This window comes from Pseudomonas sp. MEJ086 (genome assembly GCF_030209025.1).
Classification (GTDB): Bacteria; Pseudomonadota; Gammaproteobacteria; order Pseudomonadales; family Pseudomonadaceae; genus Aquipseudomonas; species Aquipseudomonas fulva_A.
The window spans coordinates 35,096-58,219 of the sequence record NZ_JARVSV010000014.1 but is presented as its reverse complement, the minus strand read 5'-3'; the positions used below and the strand labels follow the sequence as shown (position 1 = coordinate 58,219).

Annotated in this window: 22 protein-coding genes and 1 pseudogene; 6 read left to right on the top strand and 17 right to left on the bottom strand. The window is 64.6% G+C overall.

Annotated features, from left to right (window positions below):
* Positions 1-8 precede the first annotated feature (8 nt).
* From QRN22_RS10435 to QRN22_RS10400, 8 genes and pseudogenes are all read right to left on the bottom strand, one after another.
* Entirely contained in the window at positions 9-521 is a 513-nt protein-coding gene (locus tag QRN22_RS10435) for a chemotaxis protein CheW (RefSeq protein WP_042555929.1), read from the bottom strand.
* Positions 518-2,689 carry a chemotaxis protein CheA gene (locus QRN22_RS10430; RefSeq protein ID WP_042555930.1) on the bottom strand — a complete coding sequence of 724 codons (2,172 nt, stop codon included), beginning with the start codon at positions 2,687-2,689 and terminating at the stop codon, positions 518-520. The genes QRN22_RS10435 and QRN22_RS10430 overlap by 4 nt, the downstream gene beginning before the upstream one ends.
* Positions 2,690-2,694: 5 nt before the next feature.
* Positions 2,695-3,015, bottom strand: a complete 321-nt coding sequence (locus tag QRN22_RS10425; RefSeq protein ID WP_042555931.1) for an STAS domain-containing protein — start codon at positions 3,013-3,015, stop codon at positions 2,695-2,697.
* Positions 3,012-3,380, bottom strand: coding sequence for a response regulator (locus QRN22_RS10420; RefSeq protein WP_042555932.1), 369 nt, complete (start codon positions 3,378-3,380; stop codon positions 3,012-3,014). Before QRN22_RS10420 ends, QRN22_RS10425 begins: the two co-directional genes overlap by 4 nt.
* A 9-nt stretch (positions 3,381-3,389) precedes the next feature.
* Positions 3,390-4,004, bottom strand: a pseudogene (locus QRN22_RS26595) (methyl-accepting chemotaxis protein); the annotation flags it as partial.
* 726 nt (positions 4,005-4,730) lie between these two features.
* Positions 4,731-5,369: a response regulator gene (locus tag QRN22_RS10410; protein ID WP_042555934.1), complete on the bottom strand. Its 639-nt coding sequence runs from the start codon at positions 5,367-5,369 to the stop codon at positions 4,731-4,733.
* 10 nt (positions 5,370-5,379) lie between these two features.
* Entirely contained in the window at positions 5,380-6,105 is a 726-nt protein-coding gene (locus QRN22_RS10405) for a sensor histidine kinase (protein ID WP_042555935.1), read from the bottom strand.
* A gap of 646 nt (positions 6,106-6,751) precedes the next feature.
* Positions 6,752-7,948, bottom strand: coding sequence for a class I SAM-dependent rRNA methyltransferase (locus tag QRN22_RS10400; protein ID WP_042555936.1), 1,197 nt, complete (start codon positions 7,946-7,948; stop codon positions 6,752-6,754).
* Between the two features lie 286 nt (positions 7,949-8,234).
* Between QRN22_RS10400 and QRN22_RS10395 the strand changes: the two genes are divergently transcribed.
* The 3 genes from QRN22_RS10395 (at position 8,235) to QRN22_RS10385 (ending at position 10,398) form a co-directional block, all read left to right on the top strand.
* Entirely contained in the window at positions 8,235-9,047 is an 813-nt protein-coding gene (locus QRN22_RS10395; protein ID WP_197077053.1) for an HDOD domain-containing protein, read from the top strand.
* A gap of 80 nt (positions 9,048-9,127) precedes the next feature.
* The gene (mutM, locus tag QRN22_RS10390; RefSeq protein ID WP_042555938.1) at positions 9,128-9,940 is read left to right on the top strand and encodes a bifunctional DNA-formamidopyrimidine glycosylase/DNA-(apurinic or apyrimidinic site) lyase; all 813 of its coding nucleotides are present in this window, start codon (positions 9,128-9,130) and stop codon (positions 9,938-9,940) included.
* 116 nt (positions 9,941-10,056) lie between these two features.
* The gene (locus QRN22_RS10385) at positions 10,057-10,398 is read left to right on the top strand and encodes a hypothetical protein (protein WP_042555939.1); all 342 of its coding nucleotides are present in this window, start codon (positions 10,057-10,059) and stop codon (positions 10,396-10,398) included.
* Positions 10,399-10,480: 82 nt separating this feature from the next.
* Here QRN22_RS10385 and ggt read toward each other — a convergent pair whose 3' ends face one another.
* The 9 genes from ggt to QRN22_RS10340 all read right to left on the bottom strand — a co-directional run bounded on the left by ggt (position 10,481) and on the right by QRN22_RS10340 (position 19,678).
* Complete coding sequence (ggt, locus tag QRN22_RS10380; RefSeq protein WP_082045882.1) at positions 10,481-12,175, bottom strand: gamma-glutamyltransferase; 1,695 nt, start codon at positions 12,173-12,175, stop codon at positions 10,481-10,483.
* A 2-nt stretch (positions 12,176-12,177) separates the two neighbouring features.
* Positions 12,178-12,429: a YfhL family 4Fe-4S dicluster ferredoxin gene (locus QRN22_RS10375; RefSeq protein WP_042555940.1), complete on the bottom strand. Its 252-nt coding sequence runs from the start codon at positions 12,427-12,429 to the stop codon at positions 12,178-12,180.
* A 152-nt stretch (positions 12,430-12,581) separates the two neighbouring features.
* Positions 12,582-13,064 (bottom strand): pantetheine-phosphate adenylyltransferase, encoded by a 483-nt coding sequence (gene coaD / locus QRN22_RS10370; RefSeq protein ID WP_042555941.1) that lies wholly within the window; start codon positions 13,062-13,064, stop codon positions 12,582-12,584.
* Between the two features lie 121 nt (positions 13,065-13,185).
* Positions 13,186-14,613, bottom strand: coding sequence for a coniferyl aldehyde dehydrogenase (locus QRN22_RS10365; protein ID WP_042555942.1), 1,428 nt, complete (start codon positions 14,611-14,613; stop codon positions 13,186-13,188).
* A gap of 11 nt (positions 14,614-14,624) precedes the next feature.
* A complete protein-coding gene (locus QRN22_RS10360; RefSeq protein ID WP_042555943.1) occupies positions 14,625-15,653 on the bottom strand; it encodes a hydrolase in 1,029 nt (342 codons plus the stop codon).
* A gap of 22 nt (positions 15,654-15,675) precedes the next feature.
* Complete coding sequence (locus QRN22_RS10355; RefSeq protein WP_042555944.1) at positions 15,676-16,242, bottom strand: hypothetical protein; 567 nt, start codon at positions 16,240-16,242, stop codon at positions 15,676-15,678.
* A complete protein-coding gene (rsmD, locus tag QRN22_RS10350) occupies positions 16,235-16,840 on the bottom strand; it encodes a 16S rRNA (guanine(966)-N(2))-methyltransferase RsmD (RefSeq protein ID WP_042555945.1) in 606 nt (201 codons plus the stop codon). The genes QRN22_RS10355 and rsmD overlap by 8 nt, the downstream gene beginning before the upstream one ends.
* Positions 16,840-18,330: a M16 family metallopeptidase gene (locus tag QRN22_RS10345; protein WP_042555946.1), complete on the bottom strand. Its 1,491-nt coding sequence runs from the start codon at positions 18,328-18,330 to the stop codon at positions 16,840-16,842. The genes rsmD and QRN22_RS10345 overlap by 1 nt, the downstream gene beginning before the upstream one ends.
* Positions 18,323-19,678: a M16 family metallopeptidase gene (locus QRN22_RS10340; RefSeq protein ID WP_042555947.1), complete on the bottom strand. Its 1,356-nt coding sequence runs from the start codon at positions 19,676-19,678 to the stop codon at positions 18,323-18,325. Before QRN22_RS10340 ends, QRN22_RS10345 begins: the two co-directional genes overlap by 8 nt.
* A gap of 265 nt (positions 19,679-19,943) precedes the next feature.
* Here QRN22_RS10340 and ftsY point away from each other — a divergent pair, with 265 nt between their 5' ends.
* Genes ftsY through ftsX form a run of 3 tightly spaced genes read left to right on the top strand, consistent with a single transcriptional unit; the run spans position 19,944 to position 23,037 of the window.
* On the top strand, positions 19,944-21,353 hold the full coding sequence (gene ftsY, locus QRN22_RS10335) for a signal recognition particle-docking protein FtsY (protein ID WP_042555948.1): 1,410 nt from the start codon (positions 19,944-19,946) through the stop codon (positions 21,351-21,353).
* Positions 21,353-22,024 carry a cell division ATP-binding protein FtsE gene (gene ftsE / locus QRN22_RS10330; protein WP_042555949.1) on the top strand — a complete coding sequence of 224 codons (672 nt, stop codon included), beginning with the start codon at positions 21,353-21,355 and terminating at the stop codon, positions 22,022-22,024. The genes ftsY and ftsE overlap by 1 nt, the downstream gene beginning before the upstream one ends.
* Positions 22,021-23,037 (top strand): permease-like cell division protein FtsX, encoded by a 1,017-nt coding sequence (gene ftsX / locus QRN22_RS10325; RefSeq protein WP_042555950.1) that lies wholly within the window; start codon positions 22,021-22,023, stop codon positions 23,035-23,037. Before ftsE ends, ftsX begins: the two co-directional genes overlap by 4 nt.
* Positions 23,038-23,124: the final 87 nt, after the last annotated feature.

The following is a 23,124-nucleotide window of genomic DNA, read 5'->3' as shown; positions in this document are numbered from 1 at the left end:
GGGTGAGATCAAGGCCGTACGGTTCTGCCGACGTCGCTGGTGGTGGAGGTGCCAAGTGTTTCCAGATCGAGTACCTGATCGAGTGCCAGGAGCGTGACGAAGCGATCGTCCAGGCGAACGACACCGGTGATGAATTCGCTGCGCAGATGGCTGCCGAAAGCCGGTGCCGGCTGGATCTCGTGCGGGCTGATCTCACGCACTGCGCTGACTGCATCGACCAGCACGCCGAGAGGCTGCGGACGATCCTCGTCGGGTACGTCGAGAATGACGATGCAGGTGCGTTTGCCGAGCGTCGTACGCTCGCCGCTGAAGCGCGCCAGCAGATCGATCACCGGCACCACGGCACCGCGCAGGTTGGTCGCGCCGCGCACCGTGGGCGGCATGCGCGGCACCGGAGTGAAGCGGGTGTACTCGAGGATCTCACGTACGCTCAGGGTATCGACGGCGTAGTGCTCGCCGGCCAGGATGAAGGTCAGGTACTGGTGTGCGGTGGACTCGTGCCCAAGCGTTGCCATGTTCATGCTTCGAGCCTCGCCCGGCGCGGGGCTTCCGGGGTGCTGGTGAGTTGGGTGAGCAGGCTGGGAATGTCGAGGATCAAGGCCACCGCGCCGTCACCGAGAATGGTGAAGCCGCCGAGGCCCGGGCAGCTGGAGAACACCTTGCCCGGTGGCTTGATGACCGTCTGGAATTCACCGAGCAACTGATCGACCACCAGCCCGGCGCGCAGACCTGCCTGTTGCACCACCACCACGCTCTCGCGCCGTGGCGCCGGGCTGTCGTCCTCGAACAGCTCGCGCAGGCGGACGATGGGCAACATCTGCCCGCGCAGTTCGAGATGCCCGCGTTCCAGCAGGGTGTCGGCCTGCAGCTCGATGCATTCCTCCACCAGCTCCAGCGGAATCACGTAGCCGGCCTGGCCGACGCTGACCAGGAAGCCGTCGATGATCGCCAGGGTCAGGGGCAGGCGGATACGGATGCGCGTGCCCTGGCCGAGGCTGCTGTCCAGCTCGATGGTGCCGCGCAGGGCGGCGATGTTGCGCTTGACCACGTCCATGCCGACGCCGCGTCCGGACAGGTTGCTGACCTGCTCGGCGGTGGAGAAGCCGGGCTCGAAGATCAGCGCGAAGATTTCCTTCTCGGTCAGCGTCTGGCCCTCGCCGACCAGGCCGCGTTCACGGGCTTTGGCGAGGATGCGCTGTGAGTCGAGGCCGCCGCCGTCGTCGCTGACCTCGAGGATGATGCTGCCGGCATCGTGGTAGGCGTTCAGCGAGACGTTGCCCTGGGCGGGCTTGCCCCGTGCCAGGCGCGTGTCGACCGGTTCGATGCCATGATCCATGGCGTTGCGTACCAGGTGCGTCAGCGGGTCGGTGATGCGCTCGACCACGGTCTTGTCGAGCTCGGTCTCGCCGCCGCTGATGGACAGGGCGATGTCCTTGCCGAGCTCGCCGGACACGTCGCGCACCACGCGCTGGAAGCGGTTGAAGGTGCTGCCGATCTGCACCATGCGCAGCGGCAGTGCCGAGTCGCGGACTTCTTCCACGAGTCGCGAAAGCAGCTCGGTGGCTTCGAGCATTTCCGGGTGGCCGCAGTTCTGCGCGGTCATGCGCGCGCCGGCACCGGCGATGATCAGTTCACCCACCAGGTCGATCAGGCGATCCAGCTTGCCGGCATCGACGCGGATCAGGCTGTTCTCGTTGCTGCGGTTTTCCTTGATCTGCTGCTGTTTCTGCAGCGCGGCGGCGATCACCGGTGGTTGCACCAGGCTCTCTTCCACCAGCACCCGGCCGATCGGACGCGGCTCGTCGCGCTCCTGGCCCTGCACCTGGGCGTGCAGCACGTCCTGCAGTTCGCTGGCGGTCAGGGTGCCGCAACGCATGAGGATTTCGCCCAGACGCATGTCTTCTTCGGGCAGGGCGCGGATCAGCTCCAGGTACTCGTCCGACTTGCTGTTGGGCGGCAGGATGCGGATCAGGCTGTCTTCACGGACGAACTCGAAGGCACCGTCGATGGTGGCCTTGTCGGCGTCACTGGCGAAGGCGACCTCGAAACCCAGGTAGCAGGTTTCCGGGTCCATCTCGGCGGCTGCGGGGATGCGATCGAGCAGCGGAACGATGCTGATGATGCGGCCGAAGGTATTCAGGTAGCGGAACAGACCCAGCGGGTCCATGCCGTTGCGCAGGGTGTCGGGGCCGAAGCGCAGGGACAGGTGCCAGTGGTCGGCACCAACGCCCGGACCATGGCCGCGTTCGATACGTGTGGCGGCGGCCGGCACGCGTCCGGCGTCCGCTGCGGGGGCCAGGTAATGAGTGAGACGCTCACCCAGTTGCTCGTGCAGCGCCTGGGTATCGGGGTCCATGCACTGCAGGTCGGTGCCGCCGTCGACCAGCGCGACCAGGCGCGCCAGGTGGTCGCCCACCTGCAGGAAGAGGGCGGTCATCTCCTTGTCGAAGTGCAGCTCGCCAGTGCGCACCCGGTCCAGCACGCTTTCGGCGATATGGGTGAAGGCGACGATCACGTCGAGGCCGAACAGCCCTGCCGAACCCTTGATGGTGTGGGCGGCACGAAAGATCGCGTTGATGGTGTCGGCATCGCCCGGGCTGTTTTCCAGCTGCAGCAGGGCTTCTTCCATCTGCTGCAACAGCTCCTGGCTTTCGGCGATGAAGATCTGCAGCACTTCGTCCATGTTCATGGTGACTACTCGCTCGCCGGCTTGATCAGGATGGGGTCGCCGAAAAAGGTGCCGAGCCCGCTCAGCTCGAAGGCTTCGATCACGGCCGGGCTGTGGTTGGTCAGGCGCAGGTCGCAGCTCATCCGCGTGGCTTCCTGCTTGGCCAGAATCAGCAACTGCAGGCCTGCGCAATCGAGTTCATCCACCGCCCCGAGGTCGAGTTCCACTTCGGTACCCGGGGCCAGTACCTGAGTCAGCAGCTCCATGTGCTCGGCCGCGCTGTAGATGGTCAGGCCACCCTCCAGTGGCAGGATGCGGTAGAGGTTCTCTGCCGACGCGGTGTTCATGGCAGGATCAGCTTGGACACGGCAGTGAGCATTTGCGCCGGCTGGAAGGGCTTGACCACCCAGGCCTTGGCACCCGCTGCGCGTCCTTCCTCCTTCTTTGCTTCGCCCGCCTCGGTGGTGAGCATGATCACCGGGGTGAATTTGTAGGCGGGCATCTGCTTGACCTGTTTGACGAAGGTGATGCCGTCCATGTTCGGCATGTTCACGTCACTGATGATCAGGTGCACCTTGCGGCCATCGAGCTTGCTCAGGGCATCCTTGCCGTCACAGCCCTCGATGACCTGATAGCCGGCCCCACGGAGCGTAATGCTGACGACCTGACGGATGGAGGTGGAGTCGTCGACGATGAGTACGGTCTTGCTCATGGGGGAACCTCAGAAAAACGTGATTTCAGAATCGTTGCGCCTGGCGGAGCTGTCACCGCGATGCACGTCGTGCTGCTCGGGTGTGGTGTAGGTCTGGGCCAGCTCGCGCAGCCAGCGCTCGACATCCAGCGGCGCCGGGCTCAGACCCTGGCGACGCTGGGCGTTGCGTTCGTGGAGGTAGGCGAGCAGTTTTTCCTGGTCACCGGCGATGTGGCCGAGCATCTGGCTGGTGCGGTCCTGGAATTGCAGCGCCACCAGTACTTCGGCGATGTCCTGGGCGACGGCTTCGCTCTGTGCGCGCATCGTTTCGTTGTGATTGACGATGTCGGTGGCGTTCTGGTTGAAGCGGTTGATCACCCCGGCAATGACTTCACTGGCCTTGTTCAGGGTGGCGGTGTCGGTCTTGGTGTATTCCTGGGAAATGCTCAGGGTCTTGTGGATGGCGTCGTTGACGATCACCACGGTCTCGCCGATGCGTTGCCCGGTGGCCCCCGACATCGACGAGAGCTTGCGCACTTCGTCGGCGACCACGGCGAAGCCGCGTCCGCTTTCGCCCGCGCGAGCCGCTTCGATGGCTGCGTTGAGGGCCAGCAGGTTGGTCTGTTTGGCGATGTTGGCGACATCCTGCGCCATGTCCTGCAACTGCTCGGTGAAGGTGGAAAGCTGCATGACTTCCTTGAGCAGCGATTCCTTGCTGGCCAGTGCTTCGCGCAGGGCCAGGACGATCATGTCCAACTCGTATTCACAGGTCGACAACAGCGCCACCAGGCGTTTGCCCGCCTCACGCTCCGTGCTGCCGCCAAGGCTGTTCTGGATGCGCGTGGCCAACAGGGCAAAGCGCTCGCTGAGGGCGCTGATGGATTCTTCGGTGTGGCTGCGCGCGGTCTCGATCTGCTGTGACCAGAGCGGCAGGGTCTGCTCGCAGAGGCGATCGAGATTGTCGGCGTGGGCCGCGCCGGGCGCGTCCGGCTCCGCGTCGATGGATTGCAGCGAGGCCTGCGTCGAGGTTTGCTTGCGTAGCACCAGGATCGCCACGGTGCCAAGCACGATCAGGCCACACAGCACGGGGAGTGTGCCCAGTATGCCCTGGCCGACCAGCAGTACGGCGGCGATGCCGGCAACCAGAATCAGCGACGGGGCAATCAGGTGAGAGGTTCTATCTTGCACGTCATCGCTCCGCGGTGGACTGGACTCATGTCTCCACGGAACGGGTATCGGGCGGGGGCTTCCTACGCGGTGACCAGTCATTCCTTTGGACGTCCGCAGCATGCATTAAGCATCCAAGCAGGCGGCATCGGGTATTGCTGATTTATCGGTGTGCATAAATACCGATAAAGACTAGGGATATTCTTATCTGTATTCGGATTCGATGAGGCTGGAGGCGAACTTGATCAGGTCGGCATTGCTGGAGAAGCTCATCTTCTCCATCAGATTGATCTTATGAGTACTGACCGTCTTGTTGCTGATCATCAGCTGTTCGGCGATGTGATTCACGCTCAGCCCGCCGGCGAGTAACCGCATGATCTGGAACTCGCGATTGGTCAGGCTGTCGAGCCCGTTGCGGGTGCTTGGCTTGAGGCTGCTGAGGGCGATCGGCTCCATCAGGTCGGGATCGATGTAGCGGGCGCCGCCGCTGACCTTTCTGACCGCATCGATGAGGGCTTCCGGTGACTGGCTCTTGGTCAGGTAGCCAGCTGCCCCGCAGCGCAGCACGCGCATGGCGACGTGCGGGTCGCTGTGCATGCTCAGCACCAGAATCGGCAGGGTCGGGTACTGGTGGTTGATCCGGGCGATCAGCGCCTCTCCGCTCAGGCCGGGCATGCTGATGTCGAGCAGCAGCAGATCCACCGGGGTGACGCGCAGTCGTTCGAGGGCCTGCGGGCCATCGGCCGCTTCTGCGGCGATGTGGATGTCGTTGTAGAGCTCGAACAGGCGTTTCAGCCCTTCGCGCATGATCATGTGGTCGTCGGCGATCATCAGATTGATCATGGAGGGGTCCTTAAGAGCGGGGTTTTACCGGGAAAATCGCCTGCACGATGGTGCCTTGGCCGGGGTGGCTGAAAATGATCACCGGCCCGCCCAGGCGCTTGCCGCGTTCGCGCATGCCGGACAATCCGGTGGAGTCCGGCAAGGTATCGCTGAGGGTGAAGCCGCAGCCGTCGTCGGAAATTTCCAGCACGTAATCGTTGTCGCGCCGTTCGAGACTGACCGCCGCCCAACTGGCATTGGCGTGGCGCAGGATATTGGTCAGCGATTCCTGCACGATGCGGTACAGGTGCGAGGCCTGGTCGGGGGCGAGGTCGATCGGTGTGGAGGGCAGGCTGCAGCGACAGGTTATTCCAGACAGTTGCCGGAACTCCTCGGCGAGGGTCTGCAGGGTGTTTTCGAGGTCCTCTTGCAAGCGTCCGATGGGGCCGCCGAACTGGACGTCGCGTATGGCATCGATGGCACTGTGGGAAATGTTGATCAGGTGAAGGATCTGCTCGCTCAGATCGGGGCGTTCCCGGCTCAGGTGGATGCGCAGCACGCCGAGCCCATGCTGCAGGGCGGTCAACTGCTGACCCAGCTCGTCATGCAGTTCGCGGGCGATCCGCTTGCGTTCCTGGGCTCTGGCCATGGCGTACAGCTTGGCCTGGCGTTTGCGGCGGCGGGCGGCATCGGTGTCCTCGTTCTGCTGTGTCCTGCCTTGGCTGCATCGTTTGGAGAGCATCGTTGCGTCGTTCACGTTGGCTCTTCTCTCTTCTTATGACGGGGTACCGGGTTCTGCCACCGGAGCGTATGCGACGTGGTCGAGTGGAGCGGTAGTGCTGGCAAAAGATGCAGCGAGCGATACACGCAAGAACGGGGTGCGCTTGCCAGCGATCAACCCGTCGTGAGTATTGCTGAGGTGCGACCGCCTCGCTGCGTGAGGTCGTGCCGTACCGGAAGCGGGGATCACTGTCGCCCCCGAGGGCTCGGGGTTGCGCTGGCTCGCTGCTTTGCCTGCCAGTCAGTCAGGGGCCGACTCGTCAGCGGTAGTTGCTGGCGCACCGGTGACCACTGCATGCCGAAGGTGGGGCGAGTGCGGTGACTATCAGGCGCCTGGCGCTGCGCGAAGAGGGGTAGATCATCGGAGTCTGAATTCTGTGCTGATGAGGACTTAGCATATCGTCCACGCCGTTGGTGGTGACAGAAGAAGATGCATCATCATGCGAGGCCCGGGTTTCAGGCCTGCCCAGCAAAGACCGCGCTCGACCCCAAGGGTTCGGCGATGCCCGGCAATCCATCATCGATAATAGGCAATGTGCAACAAATGTCGGCGATAAATCGTTTTCTTGCCGTGTTTGCAGGTGCCTGCCAGCGACCGGCGTCGACTGGCAGGCAACGGCCCGTCAGCTGTTGGGCAGCAACCGGCAGGTGAGGCTCTTGATGTAGCGGGTTTCGCCGATGGCCGGATGCACCGGATGGTCGGGGCCCTGGCCGCCACGTTCGAGCAGCTGGATATTGCGATCGAGGTGGCGTGCACTGGTCAGCAGGATGTTCTGCAGGTTGTCTTCCTCCAGGTGCATCGAGCAACTGGCGCTGACCAGAATGCCGTCCTTGTTGAGCAGGCGCATGGCGGTTTCGTTGAGGCGACGGTAGGCAGCCTCGCCGTTCTTGATGTCCTTCTTGCGCTTGATGAAGGCGGGCGGGTCGGCGATGACCACGTCGAAACGTTCTTCGGCGGACTTGAGTTCGCGCAGCGCAGCGAATACGTCACCCTCCACGCAGGTCATCTTCTCGGCGAAGCCGTTGAGCGTGGCGTTACGCTCGACACCGTCGAGGGCGAAGGCCGAGGCGTCCACGCAGAACACTTCACTGGCGCCGAACGCCGCGGCCTGCACGCCCCAGCCACCGATGTAGCTGAACAGGTCGAGTACCCGCTTGCCCTGCACGTAAGGCGCCAGGCGGGCACGGTTCATGCGGTGGTCGTAGAACCAGCCGGTTTTCTGGCCTTCGATCACCGGTGCTTCGAACTTGACGCCGTTCTCTTCCAGCGCGACCCATTGCGGCACCACACCGAATGCGGTGTCCACATAGCGCTCGAGGCCCTCGGCGTCGCGGGCGGCGGAGTCGTTCTTGAGCAGGATGCCGCTGGGCTTGATCACCTGAATCAGTGCCGCCAGTACGTCATCCTTGTGGCGTTCCATGGTCGCGGAGGCCAGTTGCACCACCAGAATGTCGAAGAAACGGTCGACTACCAGGCCCGGTAACAGGTCGGAGTCGCCGTACACCAGGCGATAGCAGGGTGTGTCGAACAGCCGCTCGCGCAGGCTCAGGGCCACGTTGATGCGATGCACCAACAGGGATTTGTCCAGCACGTGCTTGACGTCACGGGACAGCAGGCGTGCGCAGATCAGGTTGTTCGGGCTGAGAGCGACGATGCCCAGCGGCTTGCCTCCGGCGGCTTCGAGAATCGCCTGATCGCCGGCCTCGAAGGCGTTGAGCGGTGTGACGGCAACATCGATTTCGTTGCTGTAGACCCACAGATGGCCGGCGCGCAGGCGTCGGTCGGCGTTGGCTTTCAGGCGCAGGCTGGGCAGGGACATGGTGGGCTCCGTCGAGAAAAACGCGCATTCTAAACGAGCGGCCCGCTGGGCGCTTGGTGACAGTCGAAAAAGCCAGCCGCCGGTCCAATGTCCGTGAGTCCGGCGCTTGGTTCAGCGGCCTGGATTGGACGTGAGGCGATGACCGGTAAATTTACTCTGTAACCGTCGGGTAAAAGTCATCTGCCACAGGGTAAACTGTGCGCTCCATCACCTTTCATGCCCCGCATCCCCCATGGAAAAAGAACTCTCCGCCGAGCAGATCCAGACGTTTCTGCAGGGCATCAGCGTGCCGCCGCAACCGCAGATCATGGTTGACCTGCAGTTCGAGCAATACATGCCCAGTCCGGACCTCAAGGCCATTGCGCGGCTGATCAGCCAGGATCCGGGGCTTTCCGGTGCCTTGCTGAAGATCGTCAATTCGCCGTATTTCGGCCTGGCCAACCGCATCGGCTCGATCCAGCGGGCGGTCAACCTGCTGGGCAGCCGCTCGGTGATCAACATGGTCAATGCGCTGTCGATCCGTGGCGAGATGAGCGACGACACCATCGTCACCCTCAACCGCTTCTGGGACACCGCCCAGGATGTGGCCATGACCTGTCTGACCCTGGCCAAGCGCATCGGTTACGAGTCCGTGGACGAGGCCTATACCCTGGGCCTGTTCCACAACTGCGGCATCCCGCTGATGCTCAAGCGCTTTCCCGATTACATGACGGTGCTCGAGGAGTCCTACGCCAGCGCAAGTGCCGAGCGGCGCATCGTCGATACCGAGAACCGCGTACTCAACACCAATCATGCGGTGGTCGGCTACTACACGGCAAAATCCTGGAACCTGCCCCTTCATCTGTGCGATGCCATCGCCAATCATCACAATGCCCTGGCCATCTTCGCCGATGAAAACGACCGTGACGCGCAACTGAAGAACCTGCTGGCGATCCTCAAGATGGCCGAGCACATCTGCCGCAGTTATCAGGTGTTGGGTAACCAGAGCGAGGATCACGAGTGGCAGAGCATCGAGCCGCTGATCCTCGATTATGTCGGGCTCTCCAACTATGACTTCGAGAGCCTGCGCGAGAGCATTCGCGACCTCGGCGCCGCCTGACCCGCGCCCTCCTCGACGGTTGACGCCACGACCTGGCAGCGCCTAGGGTTGCTGCCTTGCCTCTTGCCGAAGTAGTCGCCATGCCCGAATTGCCAGAAGTCGAAACCACCCGTCGTGGTATCGCGCCCTATCTTGAAGGCCAGCGCGTCAGCCGGGTGATCGTCCGTGAGCGGCGCCTGCGCTGGCCGATCCCCGAAGATCTCGATGTGCGCCTGTCCGGGCAGCGTATCGAGAAGGTGGAGCGCCGCGCCAAGTACCTGTTGATCAAGGCCGAGGTCGGCACGCTGATCAGCCATCTGGGCATGTCCGGCAACCTGCGCCTGGTCGAGGTCGGCTTGCCGGCTGCCAAGCACGAGCACGTCGATATCGAGCTGGAGTCGGGCCTGGCACTGCGTTACACCGACCCGCGTCGCTTCGGCGCGCTGCTGTGGAGTGAGTTGCCGCTGGAACATGAGCTGCTGGCGCGGCTGGGGCCGGAGCCGCTGACCGATCTGTTCGATGGCGAACGCCTGTATCAGCTGTCCCGCGGCAAGGCTGTGGCGATCAAGCCATTCATCATGGATAACGCCGTGGTGGTCGGGGTGGGCAATATCTATGCGACCGAGGCGTTGTTCGCTGCGGGTATCGATCCACGCCGTGCCGCCGGTACGGTGTCGCGAGCACGCTACGTGCGCCTCGCCCACGAGATCAAGCGCGTGCTGGCCCACGCCATCGAGCGCGGCGGCACTACCCTGCGCGATTTCGTCGGCGGCGACGGCCAGCCTGGCTACTTCCAGCAGGAGCTGTTCGCCTATGGCCGCGGCGGCCAGTTCTGCAAGGTTTGTGGCAGCACGCTACGCGAGGTCAAGTTGGGGCAGCGGGCCAGCGTCTATTGCCCAAAGTGTCAGCGCTAGCCCGTTCGTTCCTATGGAATGACCAGTTGCTCAGCGATTGACGGCCATCACGCGACAATCGCCCGCTCACTGATATAGTTACCTACATTGTCCGTATACCTTCGAAGGATCGCCCCATGAAACTGTTTCGCTCTTGCGCTGCTGTTGTGGCGCTGACTGCTGCCTCGCTGGCGCTGACTGCCAACGCGCAAGAAGTGCAGCAGAACGTCAGTGGAGACCCGCTTTACACCGTTCAGGCCCCGGATGGTTTCGCCATGATCGGTGACCTGCTGATCGCACGTCCGCTGCTGATCGGCGCTACGGCCATCGGCGCAGTCGCTTTTGTCGTCGCTCTACCGTTCACCGCGATGGGCGGCGGCATCGGCGCCACCGGTCGTGCGCTGGTGGTCGAACCTGGCAAGGCGGCTTTCGTGCGTTGCCTGGGCTGCACCGGGGATGGTTACAACCAGCGCCAGTAATTTTATGCGCGCGAACCAGAAGCCCCCTGACTCTCATCGAGTCAGGGGGCTTTTTGTTGAGTTTCGATCTGCCGGCTGAGCGTTACCGTGCCTTTTGCACGTCGCTGCTGCCGACGCCACGGGGGTCGCTGGCCGCTTCCACCTTGCCGCTGGTCTTGTTCCAGCGCAGCACCTGCTGATTGCCGTATGTCCGCTCCAGCGCCTTCAGGCTGTAGCCACGGGCCTGCAGATCGGCGATCTGCTCGGCGCTGAAGGTCTGCGGTTCGTGTTCGATGACGTCCGGCAGGTACTGGTGGTGATAGCGCGGTACCGCTGGCCAGCGCTCGATCGGTTGGCCGTCGAGGTACTCGAGGATCGACAGCAGCACCATGCTCGGAATACGGCTGCCGCCTGGCGTGCCGAAACTGGTGAATTCGCCGGGACTTTCCACGAAGGTCGGGCTCATGCTCGACAGTGGTCGCTTGCCGGCGGCGATGGCGTTGGCGTGGCTGCCGGTCAGGCCGTAGGCGTTGGCACCTGCCAGATCGGCGGCGAAATCGTCCATTTCATCGTTGAGCAGCACGCCGGTGCCGGGCACGGTGAAGGCGGCGCCAAACGGCAGATTGATCGACAGGGTGGCGCTTACCGCGTTACCGCTGGCGTCCAGTACGGTGAAGTGAGTGGTGTGGTCGCCTTCCTTCCAGGTACCGGCGGGCGGCAGTTCGCTGCTCGGCGTGGCCCGCTGCGGGTCGATGCCGTCACTCAGGCGCTGCAGATAGTCCGGGTTGAGCAGGCTGGCCGTTGGGCTGTCGACGAAATCCGGGTCGCCCAGCAGGCCGCGGTCGCGGTAGACGCGGCGCAGGGTTTCTACCACCAGATGGCTGCGCTGCACCGGTTCTGCCTCCCGCCAGGGCAGGCGCTGCAGAATCAGCAGGCTCTGGGCCAAAGCCAGGCCGCCGGCCGAGGGGGGCGGTGCGCTGATCAGCTCGCGGCCTTCGGCCAGCGGTACACGAATGGGTTGGCGCTGCACGGTTCGGTAGTCGGCCAGGTCCTGCAGCGTCCAGATCCCACCCGCAGCACGCACGCCGGCCACCAGCCGTTCGGCCAGTGGCCCGGCATAGAAGCCATTGCGGCCTTCGCGCGCAATGGTCAGCAGGGTGTCGGCCAGCTCCGGCTGGCGCAGCAGCGTGCCCTCTGCGGGCACCGCGCCGTCGCTCAGGAACAGCCGTGCGGTTTCTGCATCGTCACGCATGGCCGCCAGGCGCATTTCGGCACGCTCGCGGTATACGCGGTCGACCGGAAAGCCTTCGCGGGCCAGGCGGATCGCCGGGGCCAGGCTGTCGCGCAACGGCAGGCGACCGTGTTGCTCAGCCAGTTCCACCAGCGCCGCAGGCAGGCCCGGGATGGCTGCTGCCAGGGCGCCATCGCGGGACAGCGCCGTCTGCACCTGCCCATCGCGTCGATAGAGGTCGGCATGGGCAGCGCCAGGCGCGCGTTCGCGGGCGTCGAGAAAATCGTAACTGGAGTCGGCCTTGCGCAGCAGGAAGAAACCACCGCCGCCGAGGCCCGAACCATAGGGTTCGACCACTGCGAGAGCCGCACTGATGGCGACTGCAGCGTCGAAGGCATTGCCGCCCAGTGCCAGGGTTTCTCGGCCAGCTACCGTGGCTGCCGGGTGCGCGGTGGTGATGGCGCTGCGCCCAGGCTGCTCGCTGGCCTGCAGGCCGAGGCTGCACAGCAGGAACAGCGTACTGAACAGCGCCGAGATGGCGTTCCGGCCGCGGGTGGAGCGGCCCACACTCACGCCTTGCCGGTAAGGATCTGGTACTTCTCCATCAACTGCTCCTTGCTCTCGACGTTGTTTTCGTCGAGGGGAATGCAGTCCACGGGGCAGACCTGCTGGCACTGGGGCTCGTCGTAATGGCCCACGCATTCGGTACACAGGTTGGGGTCGATCACGTAGATCTCCTCACCCTGGGAGATCGCCGCGTTCGGGCACTCAGGTTCGCAGACGTCGCAGTTGATGCAATCGTCGGTGATGATCAGGGACATGAAAGGCAAGCTCCTGCCGGGCCACTGGCCGCGACACATTCAAACAGGAATGCAGGATTGTGCCGGATTGTCGTCGCCAGCGCACGCTCGGGCGCCGTACGGAATGACGCCCCTGCGCAGCGTGTGGGATTGTCCGCGCGCTGCTTCAGGGATCACTGCGCCTTGAAGCGTTCGCTCAGGGCCTGTGCCACGGCGGGGTGGACGAACTTGGTGATGTCGCCGCCGAGGTTGGCGATTTCCCGCACCAGGGTGGAGGAAATGAACGAATACTTCTCCGATGGGGTGAGGAACAGGCTTTCCAGGTCGGGCGCCAGTTGGCGGTTCATGTTCGCCAGCTGGAACTCGTACTCGAAGTCCGATACCGCACGCAGGCCGCGCAGCAGGACGTTGGCCCCCTGTTCCTTGGCGAAGGAGGCGAGCAGCGTGGAGAAGCCGATCACTTCGACGTTGGGCAGGTGCCTGGTGACTTCACGGGCCAGCTCCACGCGTTGCTCGAGGGAGAACAGCGGGTTCTTCTTCGGGCTGGCAGCGACCGCGATGACGACACTGTCGAACAGGCGCGAGGCGCGCTCGACCAGATCGCCGTGCCCCTTGGTAATGGGGTCGAAGGTGCCTGGGTATAACACTCGATTCATCGTGACGTCCTGGCGGGAGCGTTGGGGATTGGGATGGTAGCGCAGCACGCCGGGGCGGGCCAAGTCGACGGTCTGCCGAGCGCTGCGGATGTGGGCGTTAATCGCGCTGCTGAACGGCGCATCAGCGGATGAACAGCTTGTAGACCAGCCTCTGCAGCGCCTTGCCATAGGGCGGGTAGATCAGGCGGGCGGGGTTGAAGCGTTGTTTGGTCAGTACGCCCTTGGCCTTGCTGAAGGTCAGAAAGCCCTCGTGACCGTGGTAGTGGCCCATGCCCGAGGCACCGACGCCGCCGAAGGGCATGTCGTCCTGAGCGACATGCAGCAGGGTGTCGTTCAGGCATACGCCGCCGGAGTGGCTGTGGTGGAGCACGTGTTGCTGCTCGCGGCGGTCGTAGCCGAAGTAGTAGAGCGCCAGCGGCCTTGGGCGCGCGGCGATGTACGCCAGCGCGTCGTCGAGCCTGTCGTAGGGCACGACTGGCAGCAGCGGGCCGAAGATTTCGTCCTGCATCACCTGCATGCTGTCGTCGACATTCAGCAGCAGGCTATGGGGCATGCGCCGGTCCGCGCACTCGGCGGCCAGCGGAATCACCATCGCGCCCTTGTCACGGGCGTCGTCCAGATAACCGAGCAGGCGCTGCCGCTGGCGGGCGTTGATGATGCTGGTGTAGTCCGGGTTGCCCTCGATCTGTGGATAGAAACGCTGCACCGCACGGCGATAGGCGTCGACGAAGCCCTCCATCCGCTGGCGCGGCACCAGCACGTAGTCAGGGGCCACGCAGGTCTGGCCAGCGTTCAGGGTCTTGCCGAAAGCGATGCGTTCGGCAGCGTGCTCCAGCGGGACGTCGCTGGACACGATTGCGGGTGATTTGCCACCCAGCTCCAGGGTAACCGGGGTAAGGTTCTCGGCGGCGGCTCGCATCACGTGGCGGCCGATGCTGGTGGCGCCGGTGAACAGCAGATGGTCGAACGGCAGTTTCGCGAAGGCCATGCCGACATCGGCTTCGCCGAGTACCACGCTGACCAGGTCTTCCGGGAAGATGCTCGCCAGCATGTCCTTGAGGCGCTGCGACGTCTGCGGGGTGGCCTCGCTGAGCTTGAGCATCACCCGGTTGCCGGCGGCCAAGGCGCCGACCAGCGGTGCGATGGCGAGAAATAGCGGGTAGTTCCACGGCACGATGATGCCGACCACCCCCAGCGGCTGATAGATCACCCGCGCCGAGGCCGGCATGAAGGGCAGGCCGACATGCCGACGCGAAGGCTTCATCCAGCGGCGCAGGCGTTTGCGGGTATAGCGGATGCCGTGCACGGTGGGGAGCATTTCGGCGAGCAGGGTTTCATCGGCGCTGCGATTGCCAAAGTCCTCGCTGATGCAGCGAACCAGCTCATCCTGATCGCTGAGCAGGCGAGCCTTGAGGCTGTCGAGCCAGGCGATGCGCTGATCGGCCGAGGGCATCGGGTTGGCCACGAAGGCCTCGCGCTGTGCCTCGAAGCGCTGGTGCAGCGCGTCGATTTGCTGCTCGTTCTGCACGAAACCTGGGTTGTCGGCCATACCTGGCTCCTCTACGAACCGATCGGGATGGCGGGTCGGGGTTGGATACTCCGATCCATCGCCAGCAGCCAAGCGGGGATGCGGCGCTCCAGGTAGTAACCGGGCTGGCGCGCGGTGCCATCGACGAAACCCACGTGACCGCCCCGGGCGTGCAGCTCGAAGGTGATGCAGGGCGCCAGCTCATCGGCCTCTGGCAGGCTGTGGGGGTATACGAACGGGTCGTCGCTGGACTGGATCAGCAGCGTCGGTGTCTGGATGCGCCCCAGGTAATAGCGGCTCGAGGAACGGCGATAGTAGTCGTCGGCGTTTTCGAAACCGTGCAACGGCGCGGTGATGCGGCCGTCGAAATCCCAGAAGGTACGCATGCCGTCCAGCGGGCCGAGCTTTTCCAGGATCGACAGGCGGTCTGCCTGGCCCTGATGGGCGAACAGACGCTGCTTGTCCTTCACGTAGGCGACCATGGCGCGCATGAAGTGGGCCTGATACACCCGCGAGAAACCGACGCCGATGCGATCCGCGCACTGATCGAGGCGAAAGGGCACCGACACCGCGGTGGCAGCCTGCAGGCCGCTTTCGGCGCCACTCTCGCCGAGGTACTTGAGCAACACGTTGCCGCCTAGCGAGTAGCCCACTGCATAGAGCGGCGCCATGGGGCGCTTGGCGCGCAGGTGACGCACGGTTTCGGCAAGGTCTTCGCTGGCCCCGGAGTGATAGCCGCGCGGCAGCAGGTTCGGTTCTCCTGAGCAGCCACGCCAGTTCAGCGCCACGCTGGCCCAGCCCTGGGTTGCCAGCTGGCGCTGGAGGCCGAGTACGTAATGGGAGCTCGATGAGCCGGTCAGGCCATGCAGCACCAGTACCAGAGGTGCATGGGCGTCGTGAGGGCCGTGCCAGTCGAGGTCGAGGAAGTCGCCGTCCTCCAGCCATAGACGCTCGCGTTGGCGTTCGAGGACCGGTGGGCGGCGGCATAGCGAGCCCCACAGCGTTTGCAGATGCGGCCCCGACAGCCACCAGGCGGGGGCGAAGCGCGGTGTGCTGGTCATCGGCAGACGCCTGGTACGCTCATTACCAGCCGAACTCTTCAGCCAGTGACCGTGCGGCAGCGCGCTCACCCAGCAGCGGCTGCAGAGCCGCGACCAGATGCTCGCGGTGCACCGGGTTGACGCTGAAGTCGTCGAGAAAGATGTCGTCGCCAGCGCTGTTCCATACCGCATCGAAGCAGGCCAGGCAGGCAATCATCTGTTCCAGCCCGCTGAACACCGGCGAAGGCTGCCAGCCGCCAGCCCCGTGGCGATCGTGCAATACCTTGCCGCTGCTTATCTCGAAAATGAACGGGTCACCACCCTGATCGGCTACTACCAGCCAGTCATCGTGCCAGTCCGTCAGGCGCTCGCCGCTCACGCCATGCCAGCGGTAGCCCGCCTGCAGCCTCCACAGACGCGCCAGCGAAGGAATGAAGAACGGGTTGCCGCTGGTTTCCAGTGCGCAGTCATGCGGGCCGATCTCGCGGTAGAAGCGCGCGAGATCGGCAGGCAGGGGAATTTCCCCCTGCCACTCGTCAGCGCCTTGCTCACGCAGGTTCAGGCCCTGATCGACAAGGGCCTGGCGCAGTGCTCGAGTGGCCTCATGCATGGCTGCGCTGCCACAGTGCGTAATGCACCTGGCCGGCTTTCTGTTCACGGTGCAGGCGCCAGTTGCCGGGCATGCCCAGGCTCGACGGCGGCTGCTCGCTCTCGGTATAGACCCAGGCATCGTCGGCCAGCCAGCCGCGCCGTTCGAGCAGCTCGCAAGCAGGCAGGAGCAAGTCCTGGCTGAACGGCGGGTCGAGAAACACCAGATCGAAAGGCACTGCCGGCTGGCCTTGCAGGTAGGCGATGGCATCGCTCTGCAGCACCTGGCCGTTATCGCAGCGCAGGGTCGCCAGATGACCGCGCAGGCTGTTCACCGCTGCCGGGTTGAGATCCAGCGCCAGGGCGCTGCCCGCTCCACGTGACAGGGCCTCGAGAAACAGCGCGCCGCTGCCGGCGAACGGATCGAGGACCTTGGCCGCTTCGACGTAGGGGGCCAGCCAGTTGAACAGGGTTTCCCGCACGCGGTTGGGCGTCGGGCGCAAGCCGTGGGCCATGGGAAAGCCGAACTGCCGGCTGCGCCATTGACCAGCGATGATGCGCAACTGCCCGTCGCCACCATGGGCGACGGGTGGCTTGGCGGGAGTGGGTCGTCTGGCCATCAGTGCTCCGGAACGCCGGTCGGCAATTCGACTGGCTTGTCGGTGGGCGGCGGCAGCTCCTTCTGTTCGACCTCTGGTCCTGCCGTGACGATCACCAGCGCTTCGGGGTCGAGGTGCTTGGCCATGGCGGTTTTCACCTGCTCGACGCTGAGCGCCTGCACCTGGGCCATGAAGTCTTCCAGATAGGTCAGCGGCAGATCGTAGAAGCCGATGGCGCCGAGCTGGCCGACGATGGCGGCGTTACTCGCGGTGGACAGTGGGAAGCTGCCGGCCGTCTCGCGCTTGGCCGCGTCCAGCTCCTCCTGGGTCGGACCGTTGGCGATGAACTCACCGAGCAGGTCCTTGACCAGTTGCAGGGTGCCATCGCTGAGCTCGGCACGGGTTTGCAGGTTGATCATGAACGGGCCGCGGGCCTGCATGGCACTGAAGCCGGAGTAGACACCGTAGGTCAGGCCGCGCTTCTCGCGCACTTCGGTCATCAGCCGGGTACCGAAACCACCACCGCCGAACACCTGATTGCCCAGGTACAGCGCGGCGTAATCCGGATCCAGGCGGTCGATACCGAGCTGGGCGATCAGCAAGTGGGTCTGGTTGGACGGAAAGTCGATGTGGGTCAGGCCGGCTTTCGGTTCCTCGGGAGCGATGGTCTTGGCCAGCGCCGGGCCCTTGGGCAACGCTGCGGAGACCTCCGCGGCCATCGCCTCGGCTTCTTCCCGAGACAGATCGCCGACCAGCGCGATCACCGCATTGCCGGCGGCATAGGCCTTGGCGTGGAAGGCCTGCAGCTGTTCGCGGCTGATGCCGGGAACCGAAGCGGGGGTGCCTTCGCTGGGATGACCATACGGGTGGTTGCCGTAGAGGCGCTCGAACAACTCGAGGCTGGCCAGCTTGCCGGGGTTCTGCTTCTGGAACTCGAAGCCCGCGAGTACCTGATTCTTGATGCGCACCAGGGAGTCGGCGGGGAAGGTCGGCTGGCCGATCACCTGCTCGAACAGCTTCAGGGCAGGCTGGCGCTGCTCGGCATCGCTGAGGCTACGCAGGCTGGTCACGGCCATGTCGCGGTAAGCACCATTGCCGAATTCGGCGCCTAGGCTTTCGAAGCCCGCTGCGATGGCGCCGACGTCCTTGCCGGGTACGCCTTCGTTGAGCATGGCGTTGGTCAGCATGGCCAGGCCCTGCACGTCACCATCCTGGCTGCTGCCAGCGGCATAGGTCAGGCGCAGGTCGAACATCGGCAGCTCGCGGGCTTCCACGAACAGCACCTTGGCGCCTTCGGCGGTCTGCCAGCTCTGGATGTCCAGCTTGCGCCGCTCGGGCGCCTTGCCATCCAGCTCGGCCAGGGATTGCAACTGGGTGTCATCGGTCTTCGGCGCGTCGGCGGCGGCCGGTGCGGCGTCGGGAGAGCGCTGCACGGTGAAGGTCAGGGCCACCAGCAGGGCGATCAGGAACAGCCCCAGCAGGGCGTAGCGCGGGCCGTTACGCTTACTCATCGCGCTTCTCCTCGGGCAGTACGTGGGCGACGCTGAGGCGGTCGCGGGTGAAATAGGTCTTGGCGGCATTCTGGATATCGGCCGGGGTCACGGCCTCCAGTTCGGCCAGTTCCTGGTCGATCAGTTGCCAGGACAGACCAACGGTTTCCAGTTGGCCGATCGCGGTGGCCTGGCTGGTGATCGAGTCGCGGTCATAGACCAGTTCGGCGATCAGCTGGGCACGCACACGGGCCAGCTCTTCGGCCGACGGCGGGTTCTTCTGCAGGTCTTGAAGCTCGCGCCAGATGCCTGCTTCGGTCTGCTCCAGAGTCTTGCCGGTTTGCACGTTGGGTGTGGCGGAGACCATGAACAGGCTGTCGCCGCGGGTGTAGCCGTTGTACCAGGCGCCTGCCCCGGAAACCAGTTCCTCGCCGCGCTCCAGGCGGGTTGCCAGGCGCGCGCTGTAGCCGCCGTCGAGCAGGGCGGCGATCAGGCGCAGGGCATGCACGTCGCGTGGCGCCTTGGCGGTGGGCAGACCAGGTACGTTGAAGCCCATCATCAGGCTCGGCAACTGGGTCTTGAGGTGCAGGGTAATGCGTCGCTCGCCCGGCGCCGGCAGTTCCAGCGGAATCTTGGCCGCCGGTACCTCACGCTTGGGAATCGCGCCGAAGTAGCGCTGGGCGAGGGCCTTGACCGCATCCGGGGTCACGTCGCCGACCACCACCAGGGTGGCGTTGTTGGGTACGTACCAGGTCTGGTACCAGTGGCGCAGTTCGTCCACGGTCATGCGATCGAGGTCGGCCATCCAGCCGATGGTCGGGATGCTGTAGCCGCTGGCCGGGTAGGCCATGGCCTTGAAGCGCTCGAAGGCCAGGCCCGAGGGCTTGTCGTCGGTGCGCAGGCGGCGCTCTTCCTTGATCACCTCGATCTCGCGGGAGAACTCGTCGGCCGGCAGGCGCAGGCTGGCCAGGCGGTCCGCTTCCAGTTCGAAGGCGACACCCAGGCGATCGCTGGCGAGCACCTGGTAGTAAGCGGTGTAGTCGTCGCTGGTGAAGGCGTTCTCTTCGGCGCCCAGATCGCGCAGCACCCTTGAGGCTTCGCCCGGGCCGAGCTTGCGGCTGCCCTTGAACATCATGTGTTCCAGGGCGTGGGACAGCCCGGTCTGGCCGGCGGTCTCGTAGCTCGAGCCCACCTTGTACCAAAGCTGAGAAACTACCACCGGGGCGCGGTGATCCTCGCGCACGACGACCTTGAGGCCGTTGTCGAGGGTGAATTCATGGGTCGGTTGCGGCGCCGCGGCCTGGGCTGCCAGGGGCAGGGCGCAGACTAGTAGCAGGCCGGCGAGATGGCGGGCGAGTGAACTGGACAAACCTCTCTCCTCGTTGAACCACGGCAAGCGTGGCGATTGCGGCAAGGGTGGGCCGCGCTGATGCAGTGTGCTCGCGCATCGCCGGACGGCGTGCTTGGCTTAGCCGTGAGCGGCGCGGAGGTGCTAGGATACGCATCCGTTTTACCGGCGACCACGTCTGTGCAGCGATGGTGTGCGAATCCCCCGTGCGCCTGCCGCCAAGCACCGCCCTCAGCCCTACCGTGCGAGGGCCATGGCGTTCGCCCCTCTGAGATAGCCGTCCTCCATGTTTGGTTCAAAAGACGACAACAAGATCCCGGCCCCTGATGCCAGCGCCGAACAGGGCGCAGAGAAAGCTACCGAGAAGCGCGGCCTGTTTGGCTGGTTGCGCAAGAAGCCTGTGGAACCCGCGCCTGCAGCGCCTCAGGCAGAGCCTGAACCACAGCCCGCTTTGGAGGCTCCCGAGCCGGTCGTGGCCGAGGTGCCTGCACCTGTAGAGCCGGTGATCATCGCCGAGCCAGAGCCAGAGCCAGAGCCAGAGCCAGAGCCAGAGCCAGTGGCCAGCGATCCGCTGCCGACCCGCCATGGCCCCGAGGCGCTGGACGAGCCGGTTGCCGAGCAACCGGCCGCCGCGCGTGCGCACCCGGTCGAACTGGCCAGCGGTAGCGACGTGCATCACGCTGTGCCGGCGACCCCGGCCGCCGTGCTGGCAGCGCCTGTCGAAGTGGCCGCGCCGGTCGCCGAGCAGAACAAGCCGTCGGACAACAAGGGCGGCTGGTTTTCCCGTCTGCGCCAGGGCCTGTCGAAGACCAGCGCCAGCCTGGGCGAGGGCATGGCCAGCCTGTTCCTTGGCAAGAAGGCCATCGACGACGATCTGCTCGACGAGATCGAGACCCGTCTGCTCACCGCCGATGTTGGTGTCGAGGCCACCACGGCGATCATCCAGAGCCTGACCCAGAAAGTCGCGCGCAAGCAGTTGACCGACAGCGAGGCACTGTACAAATCCCTGCAGGAGGAGCTCGCCGCGCTGCTGCGCCCGGTCGAGCAACCCCTGCGCATCGATACCGGCAAGCAGCCCTTCGTGATTCTGGTGGTCGGCGTGAACGGCGCCGGCAAGACCACCACCATCGGCAAGCTGGCCAAGAAACTCCAGGGCGAGGGCAAGAAGGTCATGCTCGCCGCCGGCGATACCTTCCGCGCCGCTGCCGTCGAGCAGTTGCAGGTGTGGGGTGAGCGCAACAAGATCGCGGTGATCGCCCAGCACACCGGTGCCGATTCCGCTTCGGTGATCTTCGACGCGGTGCAGGCTGCCAAGGCCCGTGGCATGGACGTGCTGATCGCTGATACCGCCGGTCGTCTGCACACCAAGGACAATCTGATGGAAGAGCTGAAGAAGGTGCGCCGGGTGATCGGCAAGCTCGACGACACCGCGCCTCACGAAGTGCTGCTGGTACTGGATGCCGGTACCGGTCAGAACGCGATCAGCCAGGCCAAACAATTCAACCAGACGGTGAACTTGACCGGCCTGGCCCTGACCAAGCTGGATGGTACGGCCAAGGGCGGTGTGATTTTCGCCCTGGCCAAGCAGTTCGGCCTGCCGATTCGCTATATCGGCGTTGGTGAGGGCATCGACGATCTGCGCACCTTCGAGGCCGAACCCTTCGTTCAGGCGCTTTTCCAGCAACGGGAGCAGTGATGATCCGATTCGAGCAGGTCGGCAAGCGTTACCCCAACGGTCATGTCGGGTTGCATGAGTTGAGTTTCCGCGTCCGTCGCGGCGAGTTTCTGTTCGTCACCGGCCACTCCGGCGCCGGCAAGAGCACACTGTTGCGTTTGCTGCTGGCCATGGAGCGACCGACGTCGGGCAAGCTGTTGCTCGCCGGCCAGGACCTTTCGCAGATCACCAACGCGCAGATCCCCTTTCTGCGTCGGCAGATCGGCGTCGTGTTCCAGAACCATCAGTTGCTGTTCGACCGCAGCGTGTTCGACAACGTGGCCCTGCCGTTGCAGATTCTCGGCCTTTCCAAGAGCGATATCGGCCGCCGTGTCGGCGCTGCACTGGAACGGGTTTCCCTCAGCGACAAGGCCGAGCTGTACCCGGGCGACCTGTCCACCGGCCAGCAGCAGCGCGTCGGCATCGCCCGCGCCATCGTTCATCGTCCGGCCCTGCTGCTGGCCGACGAACCCACCGGTAACCTCGACCCGCGTCTGGCGGCGGAAATCATGGGCGTATTCGAAGACATCAACCGCCTTGGCACCAGCGTGCTGATCGCCAGCCACGACCTGGCCCTGATCGCTCGCATGCGCCATCGCATGCTCACCCTGCAGCGTGGCCGCCTGATCGGTGACGGGGAGGCCGCGGAATGAGTGCCTCTCGCGTACCACCACCCCAGCCAGCCCAGCGTGTCGGCGCGGCACCGAAGAACGCCGAGCCTCAAGGCCCGAACGATGAACCGGATTTCCGCACCCTGGCGCGCGCCTGGGCGGAAAACCACCGTGCCAGCCTGGTCGACAGCCTGCGCCGTCTCGGTAAGCACCCGATCGGCAGCTTCTTCACCTGCCTGGTGATGGCCGTGGCGCTGAGCCTGCCCATGGGCCTGTCGCTGCTGCTTGGCAATGTCGAGCGTCTTGGCGGCACTTGGGAGCGTGCCGCGCAGATTTCGGTGTTCCTCACCATCGACGCCAGCGATAGTCAGGGCCAGGCCCTGCGCGAAGAAATTGCCGGCATGGACGACGTCGCCGAAGCCGAATGGATCAGCCGCGACAAGGCCCTGGAAGAGTTCCAGCAGCAGTCCGGGCTGGGCGAAGCTCTCAAGGAACTGCCTAACAACCCGTTGCCCGGCGCTGTGCTGGTAACGCCCAAGGAAGTCGACAAAGCCACGCTCGAGGCGTTGCGTTTGCGGTTGGCAGAGCTGCCCAACGTGCAGCAGGCACAGCTGGACTTGGTGTGGGTCGAGCGTTTGAGCGCGATCCTCAAGTTGGGCGACCGTTTCGTTTTTGGTCTCACGGTTTTGCTGATCATGGCGCTGCTGCTGGTGATCGGTAACACCATTCGCCTGCATATCGAGAACCGTCGTACCGAGATCGAAGTGATCAAACTGGTCGGTGGTACCGACAGCTACGTGCGTCGGCCCTTTCTTTATATGGGCGCGCTCTACGGCCTGGGCGCCGGTGTGCTGTCCTGGCTGGTGCTGGCCTTCGGGTTGAACTGGTTGAACGATGCCGTGGTACGCCTGTCCGGTTTGTACGGCAGCGACTTCGCACTGGCCGGCGTACCACCGGCAGACGGCTTTTCCCTATTGCTGGGAGCGGTGCTGTTGGGGTATATCGGTGCGTGGCTGGCGGTGGCGCGACACTTGAGGGAGCTTGCGCCCCGCTGAGGCGCTAGCTTGACGCCTCGCCAAGTTATTGATTTGGTTGATATTGACTATTGACCGGGGAACCAGGATGGTGGCTTCCGGTCATAT